The sequence below is a fragment of the Verrucomicrobiota bacterium genome, from assembly GCA_039027815.1.
Taxonomy (GTDB): domain Bacteria; phylum Verrucomicrobiota; class Verrucomicrobiia; order Verrucomicrobiales; family JBCCJK01; genus JBCCJK01.
Genome location: JBCCJK010000003.1, coordinates 52,361 through 77,852, shown reverse-complemented (window position 1 = coordinate 77,852; position 25,492 = coordinate 52,361). Strand labels below are relative to the sequence as shown.

The following is a 25,492-nucleotide window of genomic DNA, read 5'->3' as shown; positions in this document are numbered from 1 at the left end:
GAGAACAGGCGGATGCAACCAATTCTTAGGCCAGGCACGGCAGCTTGCCGCTATTGTATTTGCGCTAGCAAATAGCACCTTCATTTGGCACATTCACTGCAAGCGATAGTGGGAATGCCGATCATCAACGAAACGCAGGTCCGCGCGGCCACCGCGGCCAATGCACGCCGGAATGAGGTCGAATTTCCTCCTTTCAGTCGGACGGGTCAGGGGCTGGGCCTAGCAGAGATCCTGGCGGAGGTGGACCGCATCGCCCGGCTGCCCCTGGAAGAGAGCACCACGCTTCCCAAGGAGGCTTTCACGAGTGAGGAATTTTATGCCTGGGAAGTGGAACAGGTCTTTCGCAAGGAGTGGTTCTGTCTGGCTCACGTTTCCCAGATCCCGGCCAATGGGGATTTCCTCAATCTGGATGTGTTCGGAGAGCCGCTCCTGGTGGTGCGCGACAAGTCGGGAACGATCCGGGTTCTTTCCCGGGTTTGCCCGCACCGGGCGATGGACATTATGCCGCCCGAGTTTGGGCATGAAGGTCATGGGCCGGCCCAATGGGATGAGGAGAAGAGTGGCTGCGGCCAGACGCGCATTTTTCTTTGTCCCTATCATAGCTGGACCTTCGAGCTGGATGGGCGCCTGAAGGCTTGCCCGGAGATGAGCGAGGCCAAGGGCTTCCAGCGAGATGAGTGGGCCTTGGCCGAGTTCCGTTCCGAGGTTTGGAATGGATTCATCTTCGTCAATCTCGATGGGAAGGCGCCCCGATCCGTGTCGCAGCAATACGCCGATCTTCAGGTTAAGGTGGGCGCTTGGAATCTGGCCGAGATGGAGATGGTGGTGTCCAATGAGTGGGAGGTGCCCTGCAATTGGAAGGTGCTAGCCGAGAATTTCATGGAGAGCTACCATCATGCGGGTGCCCATGCCAAGACGCTCCAGCCTCTTATGCCGGCCAAGGGCACTTGGACCGAGGCGGAAGGCGCCCATAGCATTCGCTGCCATCTGCCGTATCGCGAAAAACTGCGAAAGGAGATCGTGGAGATGGAGGCCCGCGGCGAGCATTGGTCCGCTTTCCCTCCGCTGGCGGACTTGGAGGGGGAGGCGAAATTCGAGTGGGGGCTTTTCTTAGGTTTCCCCCTGTTCACGTTTTTGGTGGCTCCGGATCAAGCGGTTTGGTATCGCATCCTGCCGCAGGGGCCCAACCAACTCAATCTGCTCACGACGGTCTTGGTGCCGCCCAGTTCCAAGGAACACCCCGACTGGGAACGGATGCTGGAGCGGGGTGGGGAGGAAGCGGTGGGCTTCCATTTGGAGGATATGGAGGTGATTACGGCGGTCCAGCGAAGCATGTATGCCACGGGCTACCAGCGGGGTCGCTTGAGCCATCTCGAGATGCCGATTTGGCTCCTCCACCGTTACCTGGCGGCTCGGGCCCAGAATTCCTGGCCCACGGAGTATTTGCCCGGGGTGGCGGGACAGCGCTGAGCTCTGGCATGGGCTTGTTGTTTCTGAGGGTTCTGGCTTGGCTGGTAGGAGGAGGGTGGGGTGGATGAAGGTCGCTGGCGGTCGGATCGAGATGGAGATGGTGGAGGTGCCGGGTGGGGAGTTTGTCATGGGGGGGTCGGTCGAGGACAAATTTGTCAATTCCACTGAGCTGCCGCGGCGGTGTGTGAGGGTGGCCAGCTTTGGGTTAGGCGTTTTCCCGGTCACGGAGCAGCAATGGGCCCATTTTCGAGGACAGGGGCCGGTCTCAGCGCTTCCGGCGGTCGGCTTGAGTTGGCTGCAAGCGAGCGCTTTTTGTGACTGGCTGAGTGAGGGGAGGGAGCAAGCGTTTCGCCTCCCGAGCGAGGCGGAATGGGAGTATGCCTGTCGCGCTGGGACCGAGACGGCTTTTTCGACGGGCCTCCAGATCTCCCCGGAGGAGGCCAATTATCTTTATGATGAACGAGGGCGGCGGGTCGGGGCGGGCCAGCGATTGCCGGTCGGGAGCAAGCCGTGCAATGCCTGGGGCTTGGGCGATTTGCATGGCAATGTTTGCGAGTGGGTGGCGGACCCTTGGCATCCCAGCTACCAGGGCGCACCGGGCACGAGTGCGATTTGGGAGCGAGGGGGGCGTCCTGGCACCCGGGTCTTACGAGGGGGGGCTTGGGATTACTTGCCCCGCCTCTTGCGGTCTTCGTGGCGCGATTGGGCTCGGGAGACGACTCAGCGGGACAGCCTTGGTTTCCGCGTGGCGATGGATTTGTCCTGAAGAAGCGGGCTCAAACGGGGGCCCGGGTCGCGAGCGCGGCTGACCTCTCATACCAGCCAATTCTGCAGCTTGGTATAGCGGAAACTTGGCGCGGCCCTTCCGTGCTTTCTTTCAGTGGGTCGGTTTCAACGAATCGTGACCTGCGCTCCTGGCCGGAGGTAGGTGCGGAGGCGCCAGGCATCCCAGTTCGCGAGTCGGACACAGCCCGATGAGCGGGAGCGGCCGATGATGTCGGGCTCGGAGGTGCCGTGCAGTCCGATCCCGCTGCGGTTGGTGCCCGTCCAGATGATGCCTACGGGGCTGTTCGGCCCGGGCGGAAGTTTGTAGTATTCGTCACTGCGGGTTCCTTCAGCCAGCATTTGCTTGTCGTAGCGGAAGGTGGGGGTGGTGATTTGAATGACGACTTTCCAATCCCCCCGGCGAATGACTTCCGGTCGGCCCGGTGTGATGGGGAAGGCGGCCAGGAGGCTGCCATCGGTTTCATAGATGGTCATCCAACGCTCGCTGGTGTCGACGATGGCTTTGCGGTTGCTTAAGACGGGGTCTTTCGGGAACTGGTAGTTTTTCGGGATGGAGGCGATTTCGAAGGGGGTGACGTTGGGGACATTCACGGTGTCGCCCACGCTGAGGCTCCACATTTTTTTGTCAGGATTGAGGCCGCGCAGGAGGCTGGTTTTGCTGTGATAGCGCTCGGCCACCAGTTCCAGCATATTGCGGTAGCCCATGTATTTGCTTTTGGCCTGGTCTTCCGGGGCGTAGGGCAAGCCTGGCGTGAGGAAGCGTTGGTCGCTTGGCTGGATGGTGTAGGTGGTGGTGAGCTGCGGGACGGCTTTCTGCGATTCTCGCAGGACATAAAACCAGTTGCCAGGTTGATCGAAATGGCCCTGGGCGAGATTCCAGTGAGCGAGGGCCTTGCGCGTGAAGTCGCCCACCTTGCCATCGAGGATGCCCGGGCCAAAGCCCGCTTCATCCAGGAAAATCTGGGCTCGGAGGATGGTGGATTTTTCGGATTCCGGGGGCTCGGAAGCGGTCCCAGCGGTCGGCTGGCAACTGGTGACAAGAGCCAGCAGGGCAGCCAGGAGGGTGAGGCGGGCGATTCGGACCATGCGAGGGGAGCGGGTGGGTGAAAGTTCCTTTCTCGGGGCAGAGGGCGGGGAGTGAATCGGACCCTCAGGGTCAAGACGGTAGCAAATCCGAGGCCTTTTAGGCGGGCTCTTTGTGGAGATCGAAGGCCTGGTGGACCACGTGAGCGGCTTCTTCGATGCGGGCTTGGTTCACGATGACGGCGATTTTGATCTCGGAGGTGGAAATCATTTGGATGTTGATGCCGGCATCGCTGAGCGCCCCGAACATTTTGGCGGCCACGCCGCTGTGGGAGCGCATGCCGATGCCGACCGCGCTCAGTTTGGCGATCCCGAGTTCGGCCTCGAGATGGGCCCCTTGGAGCTGATTTTCCAAGAGGGGCGCCATGACCTCTCGGGCTCGTTCGAGATCGTTTTGGGGCAAGGTGAAGGAGATGCGCGCTTTCCCGACGTTGCTGACGTTTTGGATGATCATGTCCACGTTGACATCAGCCTCGGCCAGAGCGCGGAAGATGCTGCCGGCGCTGCCGGGGGTATCGGGGACTTCGCGGATGACGACATTGGCTTGGTCCTTTTCAATGCTGATTCCGCGGATGACGACTTGTTCCATGTTGGGGTGTTCTTCGGTGACAAGGGTGCCGGGCCGGTCGGCCAGGCTGGAGCGGACTTCAAAGGGCACGCCATATTTTTGGGCGAATTCCACGGATCGGCTCTGCATGACTTTCGTGCCGGAACTGGCCATTTCCAGCATTTCATCGTAGGCGATTTCGTCCAGCTTGCGAGCGTCTTTCACGAGGCGGGGATCGCAGGTGAAGACGCCCTCGACGTCGGTGAAGATCTGGCAACGATCTGCTTGGAGGGCGGCCGCCATGGCGATGGCGGTCAAGTCCGAGCCCCCGCGCCCCAGGGTGGTGATGCGGCCTTCGCGATCCAGTCCCTGGAAACCGGCCAGGATGACGATCTTCCCGGCCTCGAGCTCGCTCTGGACGGCCGATCCATCGATGTCCTCGATGCGGGCCCGGGTGTGGGCGCTTGTGGTGAGAATGCCCGCCTGCCTCCCGGTGTAGGAAACGGCTTGGCCGCCGAGCGCGGCGATGGCCATGCTGGTGAGGGCGATGGTCTGCTGCTCGCCCGTCGAAAGCAAGACGTCCATTTCCTTCTCGAGCGGGTGAGAGGAGACCTCATGGGCCAGTTCGACCAGTCGATTGGTCACGCCGCCCATGGCCGAAACGACCGCCACCACTTGATGCCCCTCCTGCTGGGTGGCGAGGATGCGGGCCGCGACGTTGCGAATTCTTTCAGCGGAGCCGACGGAGGTGCCGCCGAATTTTTGGACGATGAGAGCCAAGGGTGGGTCGGAAATTGCGAGCGCTGTCCCTAGACCGACAAAGCGCCCTCCGCAAACCGCAATTGGATTGACCTCCCTGCCGCCCTGCCTTACCCGATGCCCCTTTTTCACCCGGGACGCCCCGCTGCCATGTCTGATTCTCCGACCATCATTTACACCAAAACCGACGAAGCCCCAGCGCTCGCGACCTATTCTCTCCTGCCGATCATCGAAGCCTTCACGCGCTCCTCGGGCATCGCAGTCGAGCTTCGGGATATCTCCCTCGCGGGACGAATCTTGGCGGTCTTTCCAGACTGCCTCAGCAAGGAGCAGCAAGTGCCGGACGCTCTCAGCGAGCTGGGCGAGTTGGCCAAGACACCGGAGGCCAATCTGATCAAGCTGCCCAATATTTCAGCTTCCATTCCGCAGATGAAAGCGGCCATTCAAGAGCTTCAGGCGAAGGGCTATCCGCTGCCCGACTACCCGGAGGAGCCCACGACCGAGGAGCAAAAAGACTTCAAGGCCCGCTACGACAAGGTGAAAGGTTCCGCCGTGAATCCGGTCCTGCGGGAGGGCAATTCCGACCGTCGGGCGCCCAAGGCGGTCAAGGACTACGCCAAAGCTAATCCGCACTCGATGGGGGCCTGGTCCCGGGAGTCCAAGACGAAGGTCGCCACCATGGGAGCGGGTGATTTCCGCAGCAGTGAGCAATCGGTGACCCTAGCGAGCGCCACCATGGCGCGCATTGAGCACGTGGCGGCCGACGGTTCCGTGACGGTTCTCAAGGAAGCGCTTCCGCTGCTGGAGGGGGAAGTGCTCGACGCCACGCGCATGGAAAAGCAGGCTCTTCTGGGCTTCTTGGAGAGGCAAATCGCCCGTGCGAAAGAGGAGGGCCTTCTCTTTTCGCTGCACCTGAAGGCTACCATGATGAAGGTCTCCGACCCCATTATTTTTGGTCACTGCGTGCGCGTTTTCTTCAAGGAGCTGATCGAGAAACACGCAAGTTTGCTGGACGAGCTGGGAGTCGATTTCAAAAACGGTTTGGGCGACCTCACCGCTAAGCTCGATTCCCTCCCGCCGGAGCAAAAGGCGGCCCTCGAAGCCGACCTGGCGGCGGCCTATGAGGCGGGTCCCGATTTGGCCATGGTCAATTCCGATAAGGGCATCACCAACCTGCACGTGCCGAGCGATGTCATCATCGACGCCTCTATGCCCGCCATGATCCGGAGCTCCGGACAAATGTGGAATGCGGAAGGCCAGACCCAGGACACGCTGGCCGTCATTCCCGATAGCAGCTACGCCCCGGTCTACCAGGCCACGATCGACTTCTGTCGCGAGCACGGCGCCTTCGATCCCACCAGCATGGGCACCGTCCCGAACGTGGGCCTCATGGCGCAAAAGGCGGAGGAGTATGGATCGCACGACAAGACCTTTGAGGCGCCCGCCGACGGGGTCATCCGCCTCCTCGATGGCGAGGGAAAGATTTTGACGGAGCACGAAGTGGCCGAAGGCGATCTGTGGCGCGCTTGCCAGACGAAGGACGGGCCCATTCGCAACTGGGTCGAACTGGCGGTGGCCCGGGCGCGTGCCACCGACACCCCGGCCGTCTTCTGGCTGGACGAGACGCGGGCCCACGACGCCCAGCTCATTGCCAAGGTCACGGCCGCCTTGGCCGAGCTGGAGACCGAGGGCTTGGAGCTGCCCATCCTGGCCCCTTTCGAGGCCACCCAGTTCACCCTGGAGCGACTCAAAAAAGGCCAGGACACCATTAGCGTGACGGGCAATGTCCTGCGCGACTACCTGACCGACCTCTTCCCCATCCTGGAACTCGGGACGAGCGCCAAGATGCTTTCCATCGTGCCCCTCATGAATGGGGGCGGCCTGTTTGAGACCGGGGCGGGGGGATCGGCTCCCAAGCACGTGCAGCAATTCGAGGCGGAAAACTACCTCCGTTGGGATTCGCTGGGTGAGTTCTTGGCGCTCGCGGTTTCCCTGGAGCATCTGGCCGCCAAGTATGGCAAGGCCAAGGCCCAGGTGCTGGCGGACACCCTCGATCAAGCCACGGGCAAGTTTCTGCTGGAGAACAAATCACCGACCCGCCGTGTCGGTGGCATCGACAATCGAGGCAGTCATTTCTATCTCGCGCTCTACTGGGCGGAGGCCCTGGCCGCGCAGGAGGCGGATGCCGATCTCAAGGCGGAGTTCGCCCCTCTGGCTGAGCAAATGGCCGCCCACGAGGACAAGATCGTGGAGGAGCTGATCGCCGTCCAAGGCAGCCCGGTGGACTTCGGTGGCTACTACCAGCCAAGCGATGAAAAGGCTTCCCGGGCCATGCGTCCGAGCGAGACTTTGAATGGGATTTTGAGCTGAAGCGAAGCCACTGGGCCCGCGGCACGATTCAGCAGAGAGGTCTGGCTGGCCTTTTTGGACGGGTCGGGAAGGTTCCTTGCAGCTTGGAATGGCTCCTGATAGGGATTCGGTATGCGGAAGTTGTTTTTGGTGCTGGTGGGCTCGGCTTGGCTGCCTTTTGCCGGTGCGGCCGAGCCGGCCCAAGGGTCCGTCTTTCACGATGCGAACGGCAATGGTCTTTTCGATCAGGGAGAAGACGGCTTGCCCGGGGTCCTCGTTTCGGATGGAGAGGAGGTCGTGGTGACCGACGAGGGCGGGCGTTGGGAGCTGCCGCTCGGCGAGGACGTGATCTATTTCGTGATCCAGCCCAGTGGCTGGCAGGTCCCGCTGAATGAGCGCAATCTGCCTCAGTTTTTCCACATTCACAAGCCGGCCGGATCGCCGGAGGGGATGCGGTTTGAGGGGGTGCCCCCGACTGGGCCTCTTCCGGAGTCGATCCATTTCCCGCTCACGCGGAGCGAGGCAGGGGAGGAGTTTTCTTTCTTCGCCTTTGGGGATCCGCAGCCTTACAGTGAGGAACAGGTCGAGTTCTTCCGGCGAGACATCGTGGAAGAGGCCAAGCTGGTGGAGGGACCGGTCGGGGGAGTCACCTTGGGCGACATCGTGGGAGATGATCTCGATCTCTATGAGCCGATGACGGCCGCCATTGCCCAGATGGGCCTCCCCTGGTGGCAAATCCACGGCAATCACGACATGAATTTCGACGCGGCCAGTGAGGAATTAGCCGACGAGACCTTCGAGCGGATTTTTGGCCCCGCCACCTATGCCTTTCAGATTGGGAAGGTCACCTTCCTGGCGCTCGACAATGTGCTCTACCCGAATCACCACACGCAGAACCGCTATGTAGGAGGTTTCATGGATCGCCAAATCACTTTCATAGCGAATCTCCTAAAGCATGTCCCGGAAGACCATCTCATCCTGAGTATGATGCATATTCCTCTCTTCGATGAGGATTATGCCGACACCTTCTTGGATGAGCATCGGAAGCGCTTCTTCGCCCTTTTTGAGAAGCATCCCCACACTCTTTCTCTCTCGGCTCACACCCACATGCAGCGTCATCATTTCTTTCATCATGAACATGACCATTGGCCGCATGTGCAGGCCCCCCATCATCATTACAATGTGGGGACCACCAGTGGGAGCTGGTGGGGTGGGGCCTTGGATGAGCGCGGTATTCCGGAGACGACTATGCGAGATGGCACCCCGAATGGCTATGCCATCCTGCAATTTGAAGGGAATGAATACCGGTATGATTACAAGGTAGCCAATGCCCCGGCTGACTACCAGATGAACGTGCATCTCACCAAGGCGGTCCATGCGGGGGGGCGGACTTCGGTCAATCTAGCCGTCAATTTCTTCAACGGCTCGGAGCAGGCCAAGGTGGAGTTCCGCGTGGATGGCGAGAGCTGGCGAAGCGCGCGGCGCTCGGAAAGGATCGATCCGTCCTACGCTTACCTCGCTCTCAAGCGCGAGTTCGATGAAGCGCCTAGGCCGGGCAGACCGCTCCCTGCTCCGCAAGAGTGTTTTCACCTCTGGACGGCCCGCATCCGAGCGGATCGCCTCGAGCCAGGCACGCATGAGGTGGAAGTCCGGGTGACAGATCGCTTTGGGCGGGTCTTTCAAGACCAGGGGTCGTTTGAGGTTTTGCAAGCCATCGAATGAAGGAGGAGGGCCGCTGGTATCACCTCTGGAATGAGGCTGTGACCAGGATCGAGGTGGAGCGGCTCTTTTCAGTCAGCCCAGGGAGCGAGTGAGGTCCGCCACGGCCAGCCAGACAGGAGACGCCCGGATCACGGGAGCGATTGGCGGATGAACTCCCGGATGGAGGAGGCATCGCTTCCCACTTCATAGGTGACAGGCTGGCGAGCCTGGAGGGCTTCCAGAGTGGGGTGCGTGGGGCGGCTGCCAAGCGCTTGCTCGATGGTGTCGGGGAATTTGGCTGGATGGGCGGTCGAGAGGATGACGTTGGGCGCGTCTTCGGGCAAGTCCTGGAAGGCGCAGGCGGTGTGGGGGTCGGCCAGGTAGTGGTATTTCTGGTCCACTTCCGCGATGAGGCGCTGGATGTCTTGATCGCTGCTTTTGGTGGCGGTGAAGATGTCGGGATCGAAGTCTGGCAGCACGAGGGCGTTTTCTTCTTTGAGCTGCTTCATCTGGGAGGCGGTTTTTTCGGGATCGCCCTGGTTGAGAAAGAAGAGGTAGCGCTCAAAGTTGCTGGCGACCTGGATGTCCATGCTGGGAGCCAGGCTGGGGTGAACGGCGCCGGGGGTGTAGCGGCCTTGGGTGAAGAGTCGATGGAGGATGTCGTTGCGGTTGGTGGCTATGACAAAGCGCTTGGCGGGCAGGCCCATTTTGTAGGCCAGCCAGCCGGCCAGGATGTTGCCAAAGTTGCCCGTGGGAACGATCCAGTTGGGTGCCTTTTGCTGGCTGGGCGGGAGTTGTTGCCAGGCGGCCAGGTAGTAGATGGACTGTGCGAGGACGCGGGCCAGGTTGATGGAGTTGACGGCCGAGAGGGCCGCTTCTTTTTTGAATTCGAGGTCGCCGAAGAGTTCTTTGACGATGCGCTGGGCGTCATCGAAGGAGCCTTCGATGGGGATGGGGTGGATGTTTTCGGCCCCCGTGCAGGTCATTTGCCGTTCTTGGAGTGGGGAGACCCGGCCTTTTGGGAAGAGGATGAAGACCTTGACCCCTGCTTTGTGAGCCAGGCCGTGAATGGCGGCGGCTCCGGTGTCCCCCGAGGTGGCGCCCAGCACGTGGATGGGCTGGCCGGTGCGGCGGATCTGGTCTTCGAAGAGGTGGCCTACCAACTGGAGGCCGAAGTCCTTGAAGGCGAGGGTTGGGCCATGAAAGAGTTCGAGGACATGGAGGTCTTCAGTCAGGGGAACGAGGGGCGCGGCTCGCTCGGGATGCTCGAAGCTGGCGTAGGAACGGGCCACCAAATCATGCAGTTCGGTTTCGGAGTGGGATTGGTCGAAGAGCCGGAGGAACTCGAAGGCCAGCTCCGGGTAGGGGGTGCGGACGCCCGCCTGAAGGAGGGAGGAGGGAAGCTGGGGAAGGGATTCGGGCAGGTAGAGCCCGCCGTCAGGCGCCAGACCGGCGGCAAAGGCGTCGGTGAAAGAGAGAGGGGTGGCGTGGCTGCGCGTGCTGACGAAGTGCATTCCGAGGAGACGTGGCTGGTCGATTTTTAAGGAGAACGTCCCCTCGGTCTTGCCACAGGGGCTTCCCCCGGGCAATGAAGGTTTCGCGGCCTTTCTTTGGTGGCTGTTCGCGCTCTGACTTGGGGTGGCAGGAACTTGCGGTCCTTTGTCGATTTCTGGCGCTCAGTGGTCTTTCCTTCGTTCCAGCACGAGAGCGTGCTAGGCTGCGATTCTATGAACTCGGGTTTCAAGTTTTTGCTGATTGTGGGCGGCCTCGCTTTGGTGGGCTGGTTGGCCTTTGGATTTTTCGGGGTGCAGTCGCTCTTCGTCGATCAGGAGGTGAATGAGGAGGTGCCTGATTTCATCGCGGCGCTTTCCGCCCAAGAGGATTTGCAGGAAGAGGGGCCGGTGGTGGTTGAGGAAGAGACTCCGGCGGAGTCGCCGACCGAGCCCGGTGCTTCTGAGATGCCTGAAAAAGCGATCTCTCCCGCCCTGGAAGGGACTCCGAGGGAGCCGGCCCCCCTGCCCGTGCCCGAGAAGCAACCCGAGCCTCAACCGGTTCTTTTGGGGAGCGGTTCTTTCGTGAAAGGAGACAGCACCTATAGCATTTCCGGAAAGGCCTACCTCAGCCGCTTTCAAGGAGTCACCAGCTTGACCTTGGTGGACTTCGAAGTGACCAATGGGCCGGATTTGTTTCTCTATGGAGTGAAGACCGACAGCACGGAGAACTCGGTCGTGAAAAAGGCTGTTTCCGAGGGACAGTTCGTGCGCTTGGGCCGCTTGAAGGGGAACCGCGGCAATCAGACCTATGAGCTGGAAGGCGAGCTGGATCCGGCGGAGTATCCCGTGCTCTCGATCTGGTGCCAGCGCTTCAGCCGCAACTTCGGGGTGGTTTCCTTGCAGGGGCCGTTCTGATGGCTTTGGGGGTGGCAGGCCTCGGCTTGCGCACTCTGGTCCGTCAGGCTTTCTGCCCCAGGCTCTCGACTGGCATGAGGACTGGTTGCGCTAGCGTGCAATCGAGGGCGGCGATTTCCTGGGCAGCTTGTTTCATTTGGCCATGCTTGGCCCGGTGGAGCATGAGCATGAGTTCGGCGTCCTGTCCTTCTTCCGGCTCGGCGACCGGTTGGACGAGAGAGCGGATTCCGATGCGGTGATCGGCCAGCACGCGAGTGATTTGGGCGATGACGCCTGGGCGATCCTGCACCGCCAACCGAAGGTAGAATTCGCAGGTGATTTCCTCGCTCGGCATGGCGCTGCCGTAGACGCCTTGGGGAACGAAGCCTTCGTTCCCGTGGCCTGATGGGAGATGGCCTGCGGCGTCGGCCAAATCACTGATGACGCTGCTGGAGGTGGCGTCCATCCCGGCCCCGCCGCCATAGAAGAGGGTCTCTCCCACGACGTCTCCGGTCACGGCGAGGGCATTGAAGACGCCATTGACCGAGGCCAGGATGTGTTCTTCGGGGATGAGGGTGGGCTGCACGCGAACTTCGATGCAGTCTCGCTCGTCTTTCCGGATGACGCCCAAGAGCTTGATGATGTAGCCGAGCTGGGCAGCATAGAAAATATCGCTGGCGCGGATGGAGTCGACGCCTTCCACGAGAATCTCTTCGGGTTTGACCCAAACTCCGTAGGAGAGCCAGGCCAGGATGATGGCCTTGTGGGCGGCGTCCATTCCATTGATGTCCAGAGTGGGGTCGGCCTCGGCGTAGCCTTTTTCCTGGGCTTCGTCGAGCGCCGCCTCATAACTCAATCCGGCGTCCGTCATGCGGCTGAGGATGTAGTTACAGGTGCCGTTGAGGATGCCGAAGATGGAGGTGATGCGGTTGCCTACGAGGGCTTCGCGGACGGCCTTGATGATGGGGATGCCGCCGGCCACGGCTGCCTCAAAGTAGAGGGGCACTTTGTGTTTTTCGGACAGGGCGATGATTTCCTGGCCATGTTCGGCCAGAAGAGCTTTGTTCCCCGTGACCACCGTTTTGCCGGCCCGGATGGCGGCTTCGACCAGCTCTTTCGCCTCGGATGTGCCGCCGATCAGTTCCACGATAATGGCGAGCTCGGGGTCGTTCAGAAGTTCCCGCCAGTCGGTCGTGACGAGGCCACGATCGTAGGCGATCGGCCGAGGGCGGTCGGGATCGCGAAGGGCGATGCGAGCGATTTTCAGCTCGAAGCCCGTGCGGTCGATGAGGATTTCGCGGTTCTTTTCGAGGTTTTTGTAAACGCCCGCCCCGACGTTTCCGAGTCCGGCCAGGCCGATGCGAATGAGTTTGCCCATGATTGCTGAGGAAGGAGGCGCACCATGATGCGTGGCTCTTTCGCCGGCAATCAGAAACTCAAACTGAGGCTGAGCGAGCCGAAGATTTGCTCTTCGTCCTGGCCTTCAAATTCCTTGGTCCGCAAGGTCTGCACGTAGCTCAGGCGCAGGTCTCTGTAACGGATGCCGAACCCGGCGTAAATGTCTGCAACCAAGGGTTCTTTGTCGATACTGAAGCTGTCCACGAAGGTGTTCCCATCCAAGAAAATATTGTGAGCGATGGCCCCTCCTTCGAAGCCGCCCAGCAAGAAGACGCTCCAGGGGCTTACGTTCTGGTAGTTGATCCCGTCCTCGTCGAAGAACTGGTTGGTGTAGGCCGTCACGGTGAGACGATCTGCGGAAAAGTCGCTCGGTAGATTGTAGCCAAAGCGGACTTCCGAGCCGACACTTCCGCGGACGATCACATTCCCGAGGTCGGCCCCCCAGAATCCCAGCCAAGTGAGGCCGAAGTGGCCAAATTCCCGGCCGGGGAGCCGGTGGGTTTGACGGAAGTGGAGGTTGAGGGTGGGCTCGTTGCGAAGTTGGTTGTCCCAGCCATTGAATTTTGGGATGTCCCGAACGTCATGAATGAGGTCTTGGGCGTTTTCCGCAAAGGAGTTGGGGCCGACGGTGCCGAGAGTCACCTCGAGGCTGTTGAGGACGCGTTCCGTCTTGGCGTGGACCGAGAAGCCAACCGCCAACCAGCCAGCATAAGGGCGGTCGTCTGTGATGAGGGCGGTGGGGTCGGGGTCAGAGGGGGTGAAGATGAGCTGCGTCAGGGAAAAGCCGTAGTTGAACTTCCAGGGCGAGCCGCCCATGCCATTGAGGACATCGCCCAGGCGACGCTGGATGAAGGGCACGTCGGAGAGCGGGCGGTTCTTGGAAATCCAACTGAGGCGGGCTCCGTTGGTGTAATTCTCGTCGGTGCCACCGAAGAGGTCATTGTCGAGATAGAAGGTGAGGTAAGCGTCTTCCTCCACGCCCAAAAGTCCCGCCCCGCCGCTCACGACATCGCCCAGAAAGGAGGTGGCATATTGTTCTTCTTCCGGAGTGATCGAATCGATGTCCAAGGTGGCGGGAGCACCCGGCTCGGGTGCCTGAGCGACGAGAGAACCAGGCAAGAACAAGAGGGGCCAAAGGCGCAGGAAGGACATGGGGAAGCTATGCGGCGTGTTTGCGCAAAAGTCGAGCCCGAGCTTGGCCGGTTTTAAGGACGCGTCATCTCGAATTGGTCCCCCGTCCGGCAGTAGGAAGCGGGGCTCTGCATGCGGCCAATCGGGTAGTAGCGATTCGGCTGGAGCGTGAGGGTTTCGGGATGGAAGAGGCCCTCCCGGACCTGGACTTTTTCGACCAGTCCCAAGACCAGCCGGTTGTCGCCGATTTGCAGGGTGCCCCATTCCCGGCATTCCAAAGCGACGGGCGCTTCCGCCACCCGGGGGGTGAGTAGGCCTGCCGAGGGCGCGGGATGCAAGCCGCAGGCGCTCAGCTCACTCTCGCCGTAGGCCAGAGCATCGGCTGAACGGTTCATGGCTTCCGCCAAAGGTTCGTCCACCAGATTGACGACGAATTCTTTTCGATCCCGGATATTGAGGGCCGTGTCTTTGGGAAGACCCGGGCTCTTGTCTCCCGGCGCAAACCCGACCAAAGGAGGATTGGCTCCCAGCACATTGAAAAAGCTGAAGGGAGCCAAGTTGACGGTCTCGTTTTGATTGAGTGTGCTGACCCAGGCGATGGGTCGGGGTGTCACGACACTGGCGAGAATTTTGTAAGCGGCAGCGGCGTGGTCGTTTTCCAGATCGAGAAGCATGGCGAGCGAAGCCTAGCCCTCTCGCGGACGATCGCCAAAGCGGAATCTGGCCTAGCATTCGAACCGATTCTAGTTTCTCAAATAGCTGGTTACGAGACCTCGAAATCTTCAAGGATTTCCATGAGCTTTTTCCGGCTGAGCGGTTTGATGCAGTAATTCTTCACGAACTCATAGCGGGTGGTTTTCTCGATATCACTCTGCTGCTCGGAGGAGGTCAGCATGATGACCACGGTCTGTTGACTCACTTCTTGAGCATAGGCCTCCAAGAACTGGTGGCCATTCATAACGGGCATATTGATATCGAGAAAAATGAGATCAGGCGGCTCCTCCATCTGCGAGATCATTTCGAGCGCTTGTTTGCCATCGAACGCCTGGGTTAGGACCACTTTGGGATAGAGCTTCTCGATGGTTTTTTTGAAGAGAAATTGATCGGGTTCGCTGTCTTCGATGATCAGAACGTTCATGACAGTTGGTTTTTGAGGGGTTCAAAAAGGGATTTGGGCGTCTCCGGAAGCGCTTCCATGGGCAGAGTGAGGCGAAAGGATGCTCCCTGCTCGCGGCTGGCAAACGTGAGCGTGCCGCTCAACAGCTCGGCGCTTTTTTTCACCATGTAGAGACCCAGGCCAGAGCCAAAGGAGACTTGGCTATGGAAGCGGTGAAACATCTTGAATAAATCGGGGTGGTGTTCCGGAGGGATTCCCAAGCCATTGTCCTCAACTTGAATGGCGATTTGTCCTTCCACCCTTTTAATGGACAAACAGATGTAGGGATCTTTTTCTTCTGGGTCCTGATACTTGATGGCGTTGGAAATCAGGTTTTCGAGGATGAGTGTCAGACGTCTTCGGTCGAGGAAAACTTCTCCGTGGTAGCTGAAATTTCGAATGATGCGAAGCCGATCAAAGTTCTTGAGATGCGCCATGCTCTCAATCGCTTCGTCTATGAGGGAACCCAAATTGAGAGGCTCGTTCCGAATAGCCACGGTTTTGGTGGCGGTGAGTGCGAGGATATCCTTGACCAAGGCTTCCAGTTTCTTGAGGGACTTGCGTATATGGTCCACTCCCTCCAAGGCCTCTTCCATTTCATCATTTTCCAAGCAGTCCTCAATGAGACCAAGAAGACCCAGGGAGGAGACGAGGGGGGAGCGAAGGTCATGCGAGGTGCGGTAGGCAAATTCCTCTAATTCCGCCTTGGCCGCACGGAGTTCGATCTCGGTTTCTTTGAAGGACGTGATGTCGGTATGGGTCCCGATCATGCGAAGGGGCGTCCCGTCCTCGGCCCATTCGATGACTTCTCCCCGACAAATGACCCAGATCGTCGATCCGTTTTTGTGAGGATAGCGAGCCTCCAAATGAAAGGGATGTTGGCCTCGGCTTGCGACGTGCTTTTCATAGCATTCTAGGGCGAGCTTGAGATCTTCGGGAAAGATGAGTGTCTGCCATTCCTTGGGCGAATGAGTTTTCTCTTCCGGCGCATAGCCGAGCATGCTCCAAAAGCGAGGAGACATGTATTCATAGTCTTCCTGCAAGTGCCAATCCCAGAGGCCGTCATTGGTGGCATCGGCATGCGCTTTCTTGATGTAGTCGGATTCGATGAGTTGATCCTGGGCCTTCCTCAGATCGGTGATGTCTTGAAAGACTCCAATAATGAAATCGGCATCCTGGTCCTCCTCCGTGGCGCGACGACCAGAGGAGCGGACGATCCGTTCGGAACCATCTGGCTGGAGCAACCGGGCTTCGAATGTGAAATCACTTCCATATTCGATCGATCCGTGGACCTTTTCCTGGATGGACGGTCGGTCCTCTGGATGATAGAAATTGATCGCCTCGGCCAGTTGAGGCTGATAGGTCTCGGGATCCACTCCATGGATCCGGTAGATTTCTTTCGACCAAAAAACTTCGTTGTTTTTGAGATCGATCCGCCAATGGCCAATTTTGCCGATTTTTTCCGCCTGCTCCAAGAGATCGAAGTGGTAGTCAAGATTATCGAGGGAAGAGCGCTCACTTTTGGCAGGACGGAATGAGAAGAGTCGCTGAGGTCCGCTTGCGCTCTCGAAAGGGCGAATGGTGCATTCGAGCTGAATGGAGGAGCCATCTTTGCGATGGGCGATTGTTTCGAAGGAGGTGGAAGGGGGAGGAGAGGTGCCCCCACTCGTTGGGGCATGGCCTTCTCCTTCCAGCTGGGGAAAGAGTGTGGGGAGGGTCCTTCCAAGAAATTCTCGTTGGTCGTAACCGAGAAGGGCGGAAGCTTGGTCGTCGATTCCTTGGATCTGGCCGTCGGCCGCAAGGAGAAGAGTGGCAGCGTGAGAAGACCCGACCTGAGCTCCCGTGTCAGCGGGATGGGGCATGAAGTTGAGGGGTTAAAAAGAAAGGTAGTGTAGTCCAAATGCTCTTCTTTGGCAAGGTCCTTCTACCAAACTCCCGCACCTGATACCAACCTCCAGAATTGACTGGTAGAATGGAGGGAAGGTGTTGTGGGGAAGAGGCGCTGAAGCGCGGGGAAGGGAGAGCCGGTGTCTTTCGAGCCAGCCCTGCGTTGCTCCTCAGTTACGGTGCCTGCACCGCGCCCTCGTCGCGCCTTGGTCTGGCCCGAAATCCACTCGGCCATTCTACCAGCCAATTCTGCAGCTTGGTATGAGGAGAAGGGTAGGGAGGAGCGTCTCAGCAAAAAAGAACCGGACCCGCTTCCGGGTCCGGTTGGTGGCAAGGAGAGGGGAATGAAAAGGCGGTCTCAGGCTTTTGGCTCAGCGATGAGATCGAGCGTGATGACGACTTCGGGGCGAATGAGGTTGTCCTGCATTCCGGCGTATTTGATATTCCAATCGAAGCGATTGATGTCGAACTTCGACTTCATGGTGACTTGGCTATCACTTACTTCTACTTCGGCCGGAAAGGTCACTGATTTGGTGACGCCGCGAAGCTCTAGATTGCCAGTGACGCTGTATTGCCCGGGACTCTTTTCTTCGATCCCGGTCAGGACGAAGGTCGAGGTGGGGAAGTCGGGCACGCTGAAGAAGTCATCGTTTTTCAGGTGTTTGGTCAGGTTGTCGTTGTCCGACCAGGTGGACTTCATATCGATGACAAAGCTATTTTGATCTCCGACCAACTGGCCGTCATCGACGGTGAATTGTCCGCTGAATTCACGGAAGCCGCCTCCGTGGCTGCCCACGGCCTTGGAGCCGAGAAATTCGATGGTCGAGGCATCGCTCAAGACATAAGTGATGGCGCTTTCCCCAGGGGCTGGGGTGGAGACTTGTTCTTGGGCTTCGCCGACTTCGGCATCGGCGGTGGTGTCGGCTGGGTTTTCAGCGCAACTCCAAAAGGCGAAGAAGCTGGCGGCGAGGAGGAGGGCGGGTCTGGATTTCATTTTGTTCGGTTGTTTGGGTTACTGGTTATAGGGTCACGATTTTTAGTTCGATGTCGATGAGGTCATTGACGAGATGCATGCCGGGATTGCGAAAGAGTTTTCCCGAGCCGTAGATAATCTGCCAGAGGGTGCGGTCGATGGAGAGAGTCGCTTGGGCGGCGGCCTTGCCATCGGGCGTCAGGCCGGTCACGGCTTGAATTTGGAGCGGAAGGGTTTGGCCCTTGAGGGTCAAGTGGCCCTCAAGGGCGAGATTGGGTGCTCCCAGGCTGGTCGGTTCCAGAACGCGGCTTCCGCTGATGACAAATTGAGCCTCGGGATACTGGGCGGTGTGAAAGAAGTCATCGCTCTGGAGGTGGTCGATGAGCACTTGATGGAGTTCCTGCCCTGCCAAGTCAGTGCATTCCATGCCAGTGAGGTCCAAGACGAAGGAGCCGCTGACCAGCTTCCCCCCTTCGAAGCCGAGGGCGCCGGTTTTCAGGGGCAGCGTGCCCCAGTGTTTGTTGAGAAGGTTGCGCCCGGTCCATTCTAGACGACTGGCGGCCAGATCGACGGCCAGTTCTCCCTCGGGGGCCGCCGGGGGCGGCGGCGGCGTGGCTCCCCTCTCCACTGGACCTCCCGCCTGTTCCCAAGCCGCCAAGCCGCCCATGAAATCCCGCACGGCGGTGTAGCCAGCGTTTTCGAGCTTTTCGGCGGCCAGTTGGGATTCACGGCTTTCGGCGTCCGCCCCGTAGACGAGGAGGGGGGTGTCTTTCCGGTCGACGAGGGCGGCCACGTCTTGCAGAAACGTGACGGGGAAGACGGGGGCGCTTTCGGCTCCCTGGATGTGGGAGACGGCGAAGTCATCGGCCAAGCGAACGTCGAGCAGGTGGGGCTTCGGCTGGGCGGAAAGGGCCTCCCGGACTTGGTCGAGGGCAATGGTGTTCATGGCGTGGGCCTTATACCAACCACCAGAATTCACTGGAAGAATGGAGGGGAGGTGTTGTGGGGAAGAGGCGCTGAAGCGCGAGGAAGGGAGAGCCGGTGTCTTTCGAGCCAGCGCTGCGTTGCTCCTCGGTTACGGTGCCTGCACCGCGCCCTCGTCGCGCCTTGGTCTGGCCCGAAATCCACTCGGCCATTCTACCAGCCAATTCTGCAGCTTGGTATTACTTCTTTTTCTTTTTGAAGAGCAGACGATCGAGCGAGAGCGAGCCCGAGCCTGAGCTCACCACCATGAGGAGGCCGCCCATGAGGGCGAGGTTCTTGAGGAAGGCAATCATTTGTTCAGGATCGGAGGGATTGTGGAAGAACCAGGTGGCCGCCATGAGGAAGCCGATGAGGGCGAGCGCTCCCAGTCGGGCGCGAAGCCCCAAGGCCAAAGAGAGACTTCCCAAGACGAGGGCGGCGATCGAAATCGGTAGCAGGACTTCCGGTGCGGGGACCGAGACGCTTTTCATTTTTTCGACGGTTCCGGGGAAGTCCGAGAGTTTGCCCAGGGCGCTCAAGGCGAAGATGGCGGTGAGGGCGAGACGGCCGAGGAGTTGGATGATGGCATTCATGGATTTGGGTATGGGTTCGCAGTTTCTTTGCTTCGAGTGTGGTAGGAGATAGGAGGGGCTTCAGGCATTTTCCTGCAGCCAGGTTTTCGAAAGGGTGAGGTCTTCCGGGACCAGGCTGTGACCAGTGGGCAGATCATGATGAGCCACTTCCGCACCGGCTTCTTCCAAAAGTTCCAAAAGACGGAGGCTGCTGGCGCGGGGAATGAGGGAATCGCTCTCCCCGGTCAGCAGGAGAACGGTCTTGCCCGAGAGGTCTGGCAAGCTCGCGACTTCCCGCGGCAACATGGCACGCAGAAGAATGGCACCATCCAAAGTGTCCGGTTGCTGCAAGAGAAGCGAGGCCGCGATGTTGGCTCCGTTGGAGTAGCCAATGGCCAGGCGCTTGCCTTCCACGGGGTATTCCCGCGCGGCTTGGCGGAGAAAGGCGGCTAATTCGTCGGTCCGCGCGATGAGGTCTTCTTCATCGAACAGGCCTTCACGCAGGCGACGGAAGAAGCGGGGCATGCCGTTTTCCAAGACCTTGCCCCGAGGGCTGAGAATGGCCGATTGCGCATCCAGTTGACGGACGAAGGGCAGGAGGTCGTTCTCATTGCCTCCGGTGCCGTGGAAGGCGAAAAGGGTGCGTCCGGTGGAGTGCTTGGCTTCTTCCCACCGGTGGCGGAAGGTTAGACAGCTGTCCAAACGAGGAAGCGTCCGCTCCAGCTGCGCTCGCAAGGCTTCGTGCTGGGGAGGGAGAAGAAGGCTTTGGCCGAGGGCTTCGAGTGGTTCGTCGACTGAGAAACCGGGTTGATCGGTCGCGATTTCGAAGAGTACCCCTCCGGGTTCCCGAAAGTAGACCGAGTGGAAGTATTGTCGGTCGATGACCGGCGTGGGGTGAAAGCGAGTGAGGTGCTCGCGAAGTTCTCGTTCATGCTGGTCATCGCGCGCCCGCAAGGCCAGGTGATGAACGGTCCCTGTGCCTTGGCGACCGGGCGGCAGGCTGGGGTCCATTACGAGATCCAGGTAGCCCGAAGCGCCTTCGCTCGTGAAGGCGTAGCGGGTGCGAGCGCCCTCCTGTCCTGCTTCCTCTAAGCCGAAAGGTCCTTGCAAAAGCTGGGCCACTTCGCCCACTTTGCGATAGCTCAAGGTGGCGGAGTGAAAGCGCCGGATGGCGTGGAGGGCCGGCACGGTGCCTTGGCCCCAAGGCTGGCTTTGGCTGGCTGGGGTTTCCACGAGTGCCAGGCCGAGGCCGTCCGGATCAGAGAAGACCAAGGTCTTTTGACCGAAGCGGACTTCGGCCTCAGGGCGGAGATCGTGGCGGGCGAGGTGAGCCGTCCACCAGGAGGCACTGCCCTCGGGGATTTCGAAGGCAAGGGAGGTGACGGATCCGGCGCCGGCCCGACCGGGAGAGAGGTCCTCCCAAGGAAAGAAGGTGAGGATCGTGCCAGGCGAGCCGACCTCATCGCCGTAATAAAGATGGTAGGTGTGGGGATCGTCAAAGTTGACGGTTTTCTTCACCAAACGCAAGCCGAGGACTTCGGTGTAGAAGCGGTGGTTCTCCGACGCGGAGCTGGCGATGGCGGTGAGATGATGGAGGCCCGGGGAGGCCGTCGCGGTGGCCGGATGGGGAGCTTCTGTCAGGTTCATATTCAGGTGGGTGATTGTCTTGACTTCAAGATACTTGAGCAAAAATTTTATTCCGGGAGGAGGGTGCCGAGTTTTTTCAATAAGCGCACGAGGGCTTTACGTTCGTTTTGGTTGAGGTGGTCGAGGGCTGTTTCCAGGTTTTCGGCATGGGCGTCGAAGGCTCGCTCAATGAGTCGACGGCCCGAGGCGGTCAGGTGCACTAGCACGACGCGCCCGTCTTCCGGACTGGTAACCCGGCGCACGAGCTTTTTTGCCTCCAGTCGATCCACTGCCGTGGTGATGGAGCCGCTGGTGAGGCCCACTTTCCGACCAATGGTGTTGACCGGTAAGGGGCCCTTGTGAAGCAAGGCCTCCAGAACGGCGAAATCCGAAAAATTCAGGCCGGTGGTGGCGATGCTTCGACGATCCACCGCCTTCAAACGATCCCAAGCTCGCCAGAGCACCAAGAAAACCTTGGTGGCTGGAACTTTGGTCTGGGTCTGCTGACCAAGCATCCTTCTCGGTAACCCGAATTTATCTTGATGTCAAGATATTTTTCTGAACTGGCGGAGGGTGGTCGCTTGACCTAGTGGCGGCTTTCTATGAAGGGGCGGAGGCCAATGAATGGGAATCTGACTTACGGAATGGAAGCCGCCTACCTCCCGGGGAAGCGGCGAGCGGTTTCCACTCGGCAGCTCTGGCACCCGATGGCTCTGGTGCCGACGGTGGCGAGTTTTGTCTGGGCCTTGTTTTGGCTGCTGCCGAATGGGCCGCTTTCTCCGGCCCAGCCAGGGGAGGTCCAACTGGTGGCGGAGATGGAATCGGGGGTGTGGAGTATGGATTCGCCTCTGGGGATGCTGCGGAGCACCCAATGGCTGCATGGCGTCTTCGCAGGAGAGGGAGATCTGCTGGCGACGGCTCGCTTCCTGGATGCCGTTTGGCTGGCGTTGGGTTGTGGTTTGTTGGTCTGGGTGGTGTCGTTCCGCCACTCTGTGCTGGCGGCGGTCATCTTGGGGATTTGGCTTCCTTTGCTGCCGGGGATGTGGGGTCGATCCGAGGTCTTCAGTCTTTCGAGTGGACTTTGGCTGGGGCTGGCCGGGACGCTTTGGGCCGCGCTCCTCATGGCCCGCCATCCCAACGGCCTTTCGGCTGCGGGTTTGGGGACAGCGGCCGGGCTGGTGGCGTCTTCGCTCTGGGTGGGCGGATGGCTTTTGCTGGCGGTTTGGCTGATCCTGCTGGCTATTGCCCTGGGAGAGCGACCGGGAGAGTCCCGGGGTGCTTGGCGTCGCCTAAGCGGTGCCATCGGGGTGAGTTTGCTGACGGTCGCCCTCGTCAATCTGCCGCTTTTTTTGCAGTGGGCCACCCAAGGGCCCCTGCCTTCTGGCGAGGCCGCCCAGACGGCTTCGCCGGAGGGGCTTCAAGGGTGGTCTCTTTTGGTCGACAGCAGCCTGCCGATCGGCCTGCTCTGGCTGGGGACGCTCGGTTACCTCATTGCCTTTTTTGCAGGAGCGACCCGAGTGGGGGCGCGGACAGTCGATGGCCTGGCCCTCCTCTTTTTTCTGCCTTTGTTGGCAACGGTGGTCTGGGCTGGTCCCTCCGGAGTCGAGGCCTGCCTCCCCCTGCAGAGCCTCTTGGCTTACTTTGGAGTGGCGGGCTGGACGGGCGGGCTTCTCTGGCTGCGACGGCGCCTTGCTGGTCTGGGGTGGCTGGTGTTGGGGCTCGGGTTGGTGGTGCTTTCCTGGCCCCTGCTCGATTGCTTCTGGGAGGCCAAGAGCCGGAAGTTTCAAGTTTCCGGTTTTGGGGAGGAGGCTGGGTCGTGCCCGCACCACGCCCTCCCTGTGCCTTGGTCTGACCCGAAAGGCGCACGGCCGTTCCACCACTTGATTCGGCAGCCTGGTGGGAGAGGCGTTGCGGGAGGCGGTTTCCAAAAAGGCTCCTCGCTGCGGGCACAAGAGGAAACCATACTGGGGACAGGACTCGAACCTGCACGCCGTGAAGCACTTGAACCTAAACCAAGCGTGTCTACCAATTTCACCACCCCAGCTTGCCAGAGGGACTCTAGTGTCCTGATTGCTTTCGGCAAGTCCCATCAGCCAAGGAAAACGGCTGTTCCATCCGCGAGAGCCAAGAGCTCAGGCGCTCAGGCGAAAGACGGCCTCGGCTTCGCCTAGGATGGGGGCTTGCGGGAGTCGGGATGTCGTGGTTCTTGTCCTCGGCGGGCCGAGTTTCGCGTCCCTGCCAACCCTGCGCTATGGGCAAAGCCAACAAGAAACGGAAGCCTCAGGTTTACAAAAACCACTTCTACACCCGTCCGTGGTTTCTCTGGACTCTTTTGTGTGGTGTGACGGTCGGGTTGTTGGTGTTGATCGGCCTGCTTCTTTTTCTTAAGCCCTACAAGGAAAGGGCGGAGGAGTTTGACTTTGCCAGTATCAACGATCTGGAGGTTGCCAGCTCGGTCTATGACAATGCTGGCCGGGAGATTGGTCGGATCTACACCATGAATCGACGAATCGTGCGCCTGACCGATTTGCCGATGCATTTCATCCAAGCGATCACTGCGGCGGAGGATTCCCGCTTCTTCGAGCACGAGGGGGTGGACTACATCGGCATCATGCGGGCCGCGATTTTGAATGCCCTAGCGGGCCGCACCACCCAGGGCGCCAGCACCATCACCCAGCAGCTGGCCCGAAATGCCTATGATCTGATGGAGCGAAGCCTGAAGCGAAAGATCGTGGAAGCTTTCTTAGCTCGTCGCATCGAGAAGGAGTTCACCAAGTCCGAGATTCTCGAAATGTATCTCAATCGGATCTACTTCGGGAGCGGCTTTTACGGAGTGTATGCGGCTGCCCAGGGTTATTTTGGCAAGGAACCGCGGGATCTCACGATTGACGAATCGGCTCTCTTGGTGGGCCTGGTGAAAAGCCCGGAAAATCTCACCCCACTCCGCCATCCCGAGCGAGCGAAGAACTCTCGCAACAATGTGCTGCTCCGAATGAAAACGGAGAAAATGCTGCATGAAAGTGATTACCTCCAATTCAAGGCCCGACCGGTGGTCCTCAATCCCAAAGTCTTGAAAGACTCCTATGTCCTTCAGCGGGTGCGGGCCCAAGTCATCCAGCAGGTGGGCTTTGATAAGGCCATGGAAGGGGGCTTTCGCATTTACACCACCATCGACCAAGAACTCCAGCAGCGGGCCCAGGAGGCGCTCCAAGAGCAGCTGACCAAGGTGGAGAATCGCGAGGAGTATGGCCATGAGACCTACGCCGAGTTCCAAGAGCGTCGCGATCGCGGAGAGGCCGGTCGGCAAAATTACCTGCAAGGGGCCGCCCTGGTGATCGACAACCGGAGTGGCCGGGTGCGAGCCTTGGTCGGGGGACGCGACTACGAGGACAGCGAGTTCAACCGTGCGCTCCAAGCCCGGCGGCCGGCTGGGACCGGCTTCACGACCTTTGTTTACGGGGCTGCTTTTGAGCAAGGCGATCACCACCCGGCCAGCCTTGTGCTTGATGAGCCGATCGATGCCCGGCGGGTCATGGTCGGAGGAATCACGGGCATTCTCGGAGAATGGGGAGTGGAATCGAATGTCAATTACCACGCCGGGGAAATCACCGCCCGCCAAGCGCTGCTTTTTTCGAAGATTGGTTCCACGGTCCGTCTGGGCGAGGAAATCGGCCTGACTCGGGTCCTCGATTTCGTGCGGCGCTTCGGGATCGCCATGCCGGCCGAGCGCTACTTCAATAAGCTCTTTGTGGGACAAGAACCCATCAGCCTAAAGGAATATTGCCGAGCCTTCACCGCTTTCCCCAATGGCGGGGTGATACCAGAAGAGCTCACCTTGGTGGACCGGATCGAGGACGCTGAGGGGCGCCTGGTCTATCAGTTGCCCCCCACGCCGCCCCTCCAGCGGGTGACCGACGAAGAGACCGCTTTCCAAGTGCACCATTCTCTGAGAGCTGCTCTCGAAGAGGGAACCGGCAGCCAGGCTTACCTGCGCTATGGCTTGGAAGATGAAACGGCTGCCGGCAAGACGAGCACGGCTTACAATTTCACAGACAATTGGTTCATCGGCTACAACGCCGACCTGACCTGCGGAGTCTGGGCTGGCTTCGACTTTCCGAGGGGCATTTATCCGGGCGCTTTCAGCAACGAAACGGTCCTTCCGATTTGGACTGCCATCATGAACGAGGCCTACCGACGCCAGCCGCCGGGCGAAATCCTGCCTCCCGGCACCTTGACCCCCGCCGAGATGTGCCGGATTTCGGGTCGGCCGGCTACCGACTACTGCTATGAGGTCATCGATGCCGAAGGGGGCCAGCGCATTATGAATCGCACCACCTACACCGAATACCTCAAGCCGGGCCAAGCGGTCACGGGGCGCTGTCATGTCCACACGCGCGAGTCGGATCTTCTCTTCGATCGGGAAGGCAGCCTCGCCCCATGGATCGCCACGCCCCTTCCCTACGCGGCCACGGGTGCCACCAGCGTCATCCCTCAGGCTCCCGTGGTGGAGGGCATCGATCCCTATGCCGCGGTCGTGGTGCCCGTCCTGGCGGAGGCGATCCAAGACGATGTCACCGCTTCGGACGGGACCACCGTCCGCAAAGCCTCCGTGGTGCGTCGGGCCACGGGCGGGCGGGACGATTATCGGGTCTCGCTGTCTCCGCCCGAGCCTCTCAATTTCCTGGAATCCTTCTAGCCAGTTGT

General features: G+C 59.9%; 19 protein-coding genes and 1 tRNA gene. 6 read left to right on the top strand and 14 right to left on the bottom strand.

Translation table 11 applies throughout. From position 1 onward, the window contains the following. Positions 1 to 114: 114 nt before the first annotated feature. Positions 115 to 1,470 carry an aromatic ring-hydroxylating dioxygenase subunit alpha gene (locus AAF555_02110; GenBank protein MEM6910352.1) on the top strand — a complete coding sequence of 452 codons (1,356 nt, stop codon included), beginning with the start codon at positions 115 to 117 and terminating at the stop codon, positions 1,468 to 1,470. A gap of 64 nt (positions 1,471 to 1,534) precedes the next feature. After that, positions 1,535 to 2,236 (top strand): formylglycine-generating enzyme family protein, encoded by a 702-nt coding sequence (locus AAF555_02105; protein ID MEM6910351.1) that lies wholly within the window; start codon positions 1,535 to 1,537, stop codon positions 2,234 to 2,236. 125 nt (positions 2,237 to 2,361) lie between these two features. Here the strand turns inward: AAF555_02105 and AAF555_02100 are convergent, their stop codons facing one another. Beyond that, positions 2,362 to 3,342 carry a L,D-transpeptidase gene (locus tag AAF555_02100; GenBank protein ID MEM6910350.1) on the bottom strand — a complete coding sequence of 327 codons (981 nt, stop codon included), beginning with the start codon at positions 3,340 to 3,342 and terminating at the stop codon, positions 2,362 to 2,364. A 97-nt stretch (positions 3,343 to 3,439) separates the two neighbouring features. Beyond that, positions 3,440 to 4,666 carry an aspartate kinase gene (locus AAF555_02095; protein ID MEM6910349.1) on the bottom strand — a complete coding sequence of 409 codons (1,227 nt, stop codon included), beginning with the start codon at positions 4,664 to 4,666 and terminating at the stop codon, positions 3,440 to 3,442. Between the two features lie 129 nt (positions 4,667 to 4,795). On the opposite strand from AAF555_02095, the gene AAF555_02090 reads away from it, so the two are divergent. Beyond that, positions 4,796 to 7,015: an NADP-dependent isocitrate dehydrogenase gene (locus AAF555_02090; protein MEM6910348.1), complete on the top strand. Its 2,220-nt coding sequence runs from the start codon at positions 4,796 to 4,798 to the stop codon at positions 7,013 to 7,015. Positions 7,016 to 7,126: 111 nt separating this feature from the next. Beyond that, positions 7,127 to 8,716 carry a calcineurin-like phosphoesterase family protein gene (locus tag AAF555_02085; GenBank protein MEM6910347.1) on the top strand — a complete coding sequence of 530 codons (1,590 nt, stop codon included), beginning with the start codon at positions 7,127 to 7,129 and terminating at the stop codon, positions 8,714 to 8,716. Positions 8,717 to 8,844: 128 nt separating this feature from the next. Here the strand turns inward: AAF555_02085 and thrC are convergent, their stop codons facing one another. After that, the gene (thrC, locus tag AAF555_02080; GenBank protein ID MEM6910346.1) at positions 8,845 to 10,209 is read right to left on the bottom strand and encodes a threonine synthase; all 1,365 of its coding nucleotides are present in this window, start codon (positions 10,207 to 10,209) and stop codon (positions 8,845 to 8,847) included. Between the two features lie 213 nt (positions 10,210 to 10,422). On the opposite strand from thrC, the gene AAF555_02075 reads away from it, so the two are divergent. Continuing rightward, a complete protein-coding gene (locus AAF555_02075; GenBank protein ID MEM6910345.1) occupies positions 10,423 to 11,103 on the top strand; it encodes a DM13 domain-containing protein in 681 nt (226 codons plus the stop codon). 43 nt (positions 11,104 to 11,146) lie between these two features. Here AAF555_02075 and AAF555_02070 read toward each other — a convergent pair whose 3' ends face one another. From AAF555_02070 to AAF555_02020, 11 genes are all read right to left on the bottom strand, one after another. Further along, positions 11,147 to 12,460 carry a homoserine dehydrogenase gene (locus AAF555_02070; GenBank protein MEM6910344.1) on the bottom strand — a complete coding sequence of 438 codons (1,314 nt, stop codon included), beginning with the start codon at positions 12,458 to 12,460 and terminating at the stop codon, positions 11,147 to 11,149. Positions 12,461 to 12,510: 50 nt separating this feature from the next. Then, positions 12,511 to 13,632, bottom strand: coding sequence for a lipid A deacylase LpxR family protein (locus tag AAF555_02065; GenBank protein MEM6910343.1), 1,122 nt, complete (start codon positions 13,630 to 13,632; stop codon positions 12,511 to 12,513). A 53-nt stretch (positions 13,633 to 13,685) separates the two neighbouring features. Then, positions 13,686 to 14,285, bottom strand: coding sequence for a flavin reductase family protein (locus AAF555_02060; GenBank protein ID MEM6910342.1), 600 nt, complete (start codon positions 14,283 to 14,285; stop codon positions 13,686 to 13,688). A gap of 89 nt (positions 14,286 to 14,374) precedes the next feature. Then, positions 14,375 to 14,749: a response regulator gene (locus AAF555_02055; GenBank protein ID MEM6910341.1), complete on the bottom strand. Its 375-nt coding sequence runs from the start codon at positions 14,747 to 14,749 to the stop codon at positions 14,375 to 14,377. Then, a complete protein-coding gene (locus tag AAF555_02050; protein MEM6910340.1) occupies positions 14,746 to 16,629 on the bottom strand; it encodes a PAS domain-containing protein in 1,884 nt (627 codons plus the stop codon). The genes AAF555_02055 and AAF555_02050 overlap by 4 nt, the downstream gene beginning before the upstream one ends. Positions 16,630 to 17,012: 383 nt before the next feature. Beyond that, positions 17,013 to 17,648, bottom strand: coding sequence for a YceI family protein (locus tag AAF555_02045; protein MEM6910339.1), 636 nt, complete (start codon positions 17,646 to 17,648; stop codon positions 17,013 to 17,015). A gap of 25 nt (positions 17,649 to 17,673) precedes the next feature. Beyond that, positions 17,674 to 18,573, bottom strand: a complete 900-nt coding sequence (locus tag AAF555_02040) for a YceI family protein (GenBank protein ID MEM6910338.1) — start codon at positions 18,571 to 18,573, stop codon at positions 17,674 to 17,676. A 217-nt stretch (positions 18,574 to 18,790) separates the two neighbouring features. Further along, entirely contained in the window at positions 18,791 to 19,183 is a 393-nt protein-coding gene (locus AAF555_02035) for a DoxX family protein (protein ID MEM6910337.1), read from the bottom strand. 60 nt (positions 19,184 to 19,243) lie between these two features. Further along, positions 19,244 to 20,809 carry a VOC family protein gene (locus AAF555_02030; GenBank protein ID MEM6910336.1) on the bottom strand — a complete coding sequence of 522 codons (1,566 nt, stop codon included), beginning with the start codon at positions 20,807 to 20,809 and terminating at the stop codon, positions 19,244 to 19,246. A 47-nt stretch (positions 20,810 to 20,856) separates the two neighbouring features. After that, on the bottom strand, positions 20,857 to 21,303 hold the full coding sequence (locus tag AAF555_02025) for a MarR family transcriptional regulator (protein MEM6910335.1): 447 nt from the start codon (positions 21,301 to 21,303) through the stop codon (positions 20,857 to 20,859). A 1,447-nt stretch (positions 21,304 to 22,750) separates the two neighbouring features. Next, positions 22,751 to 22,832, bottom strand: a tRNA-Leu gene (locus AAF555_02020). A 207-nt stretch (positions 22,833 to 23,039) separates the two neighbouring features. Between AAF555_02020 and AAF555_02015 the strand changes: the two genes are divergently transcribed. Next, on the top strand, positions 23,040 to 25,484 hold the full coding sequence (locus AAF555_02015) for a transglycosylase domain-containing protein (GenBank protein ID MEM6910334.1): 2,445 nt from the start codon (positions 23,040 to 23,042) through the stop codon (positions 25,482 to 25,484). The last annotated feature ends 8 nt before the right edge of the window (positions 25,485 to 25,492 follow it).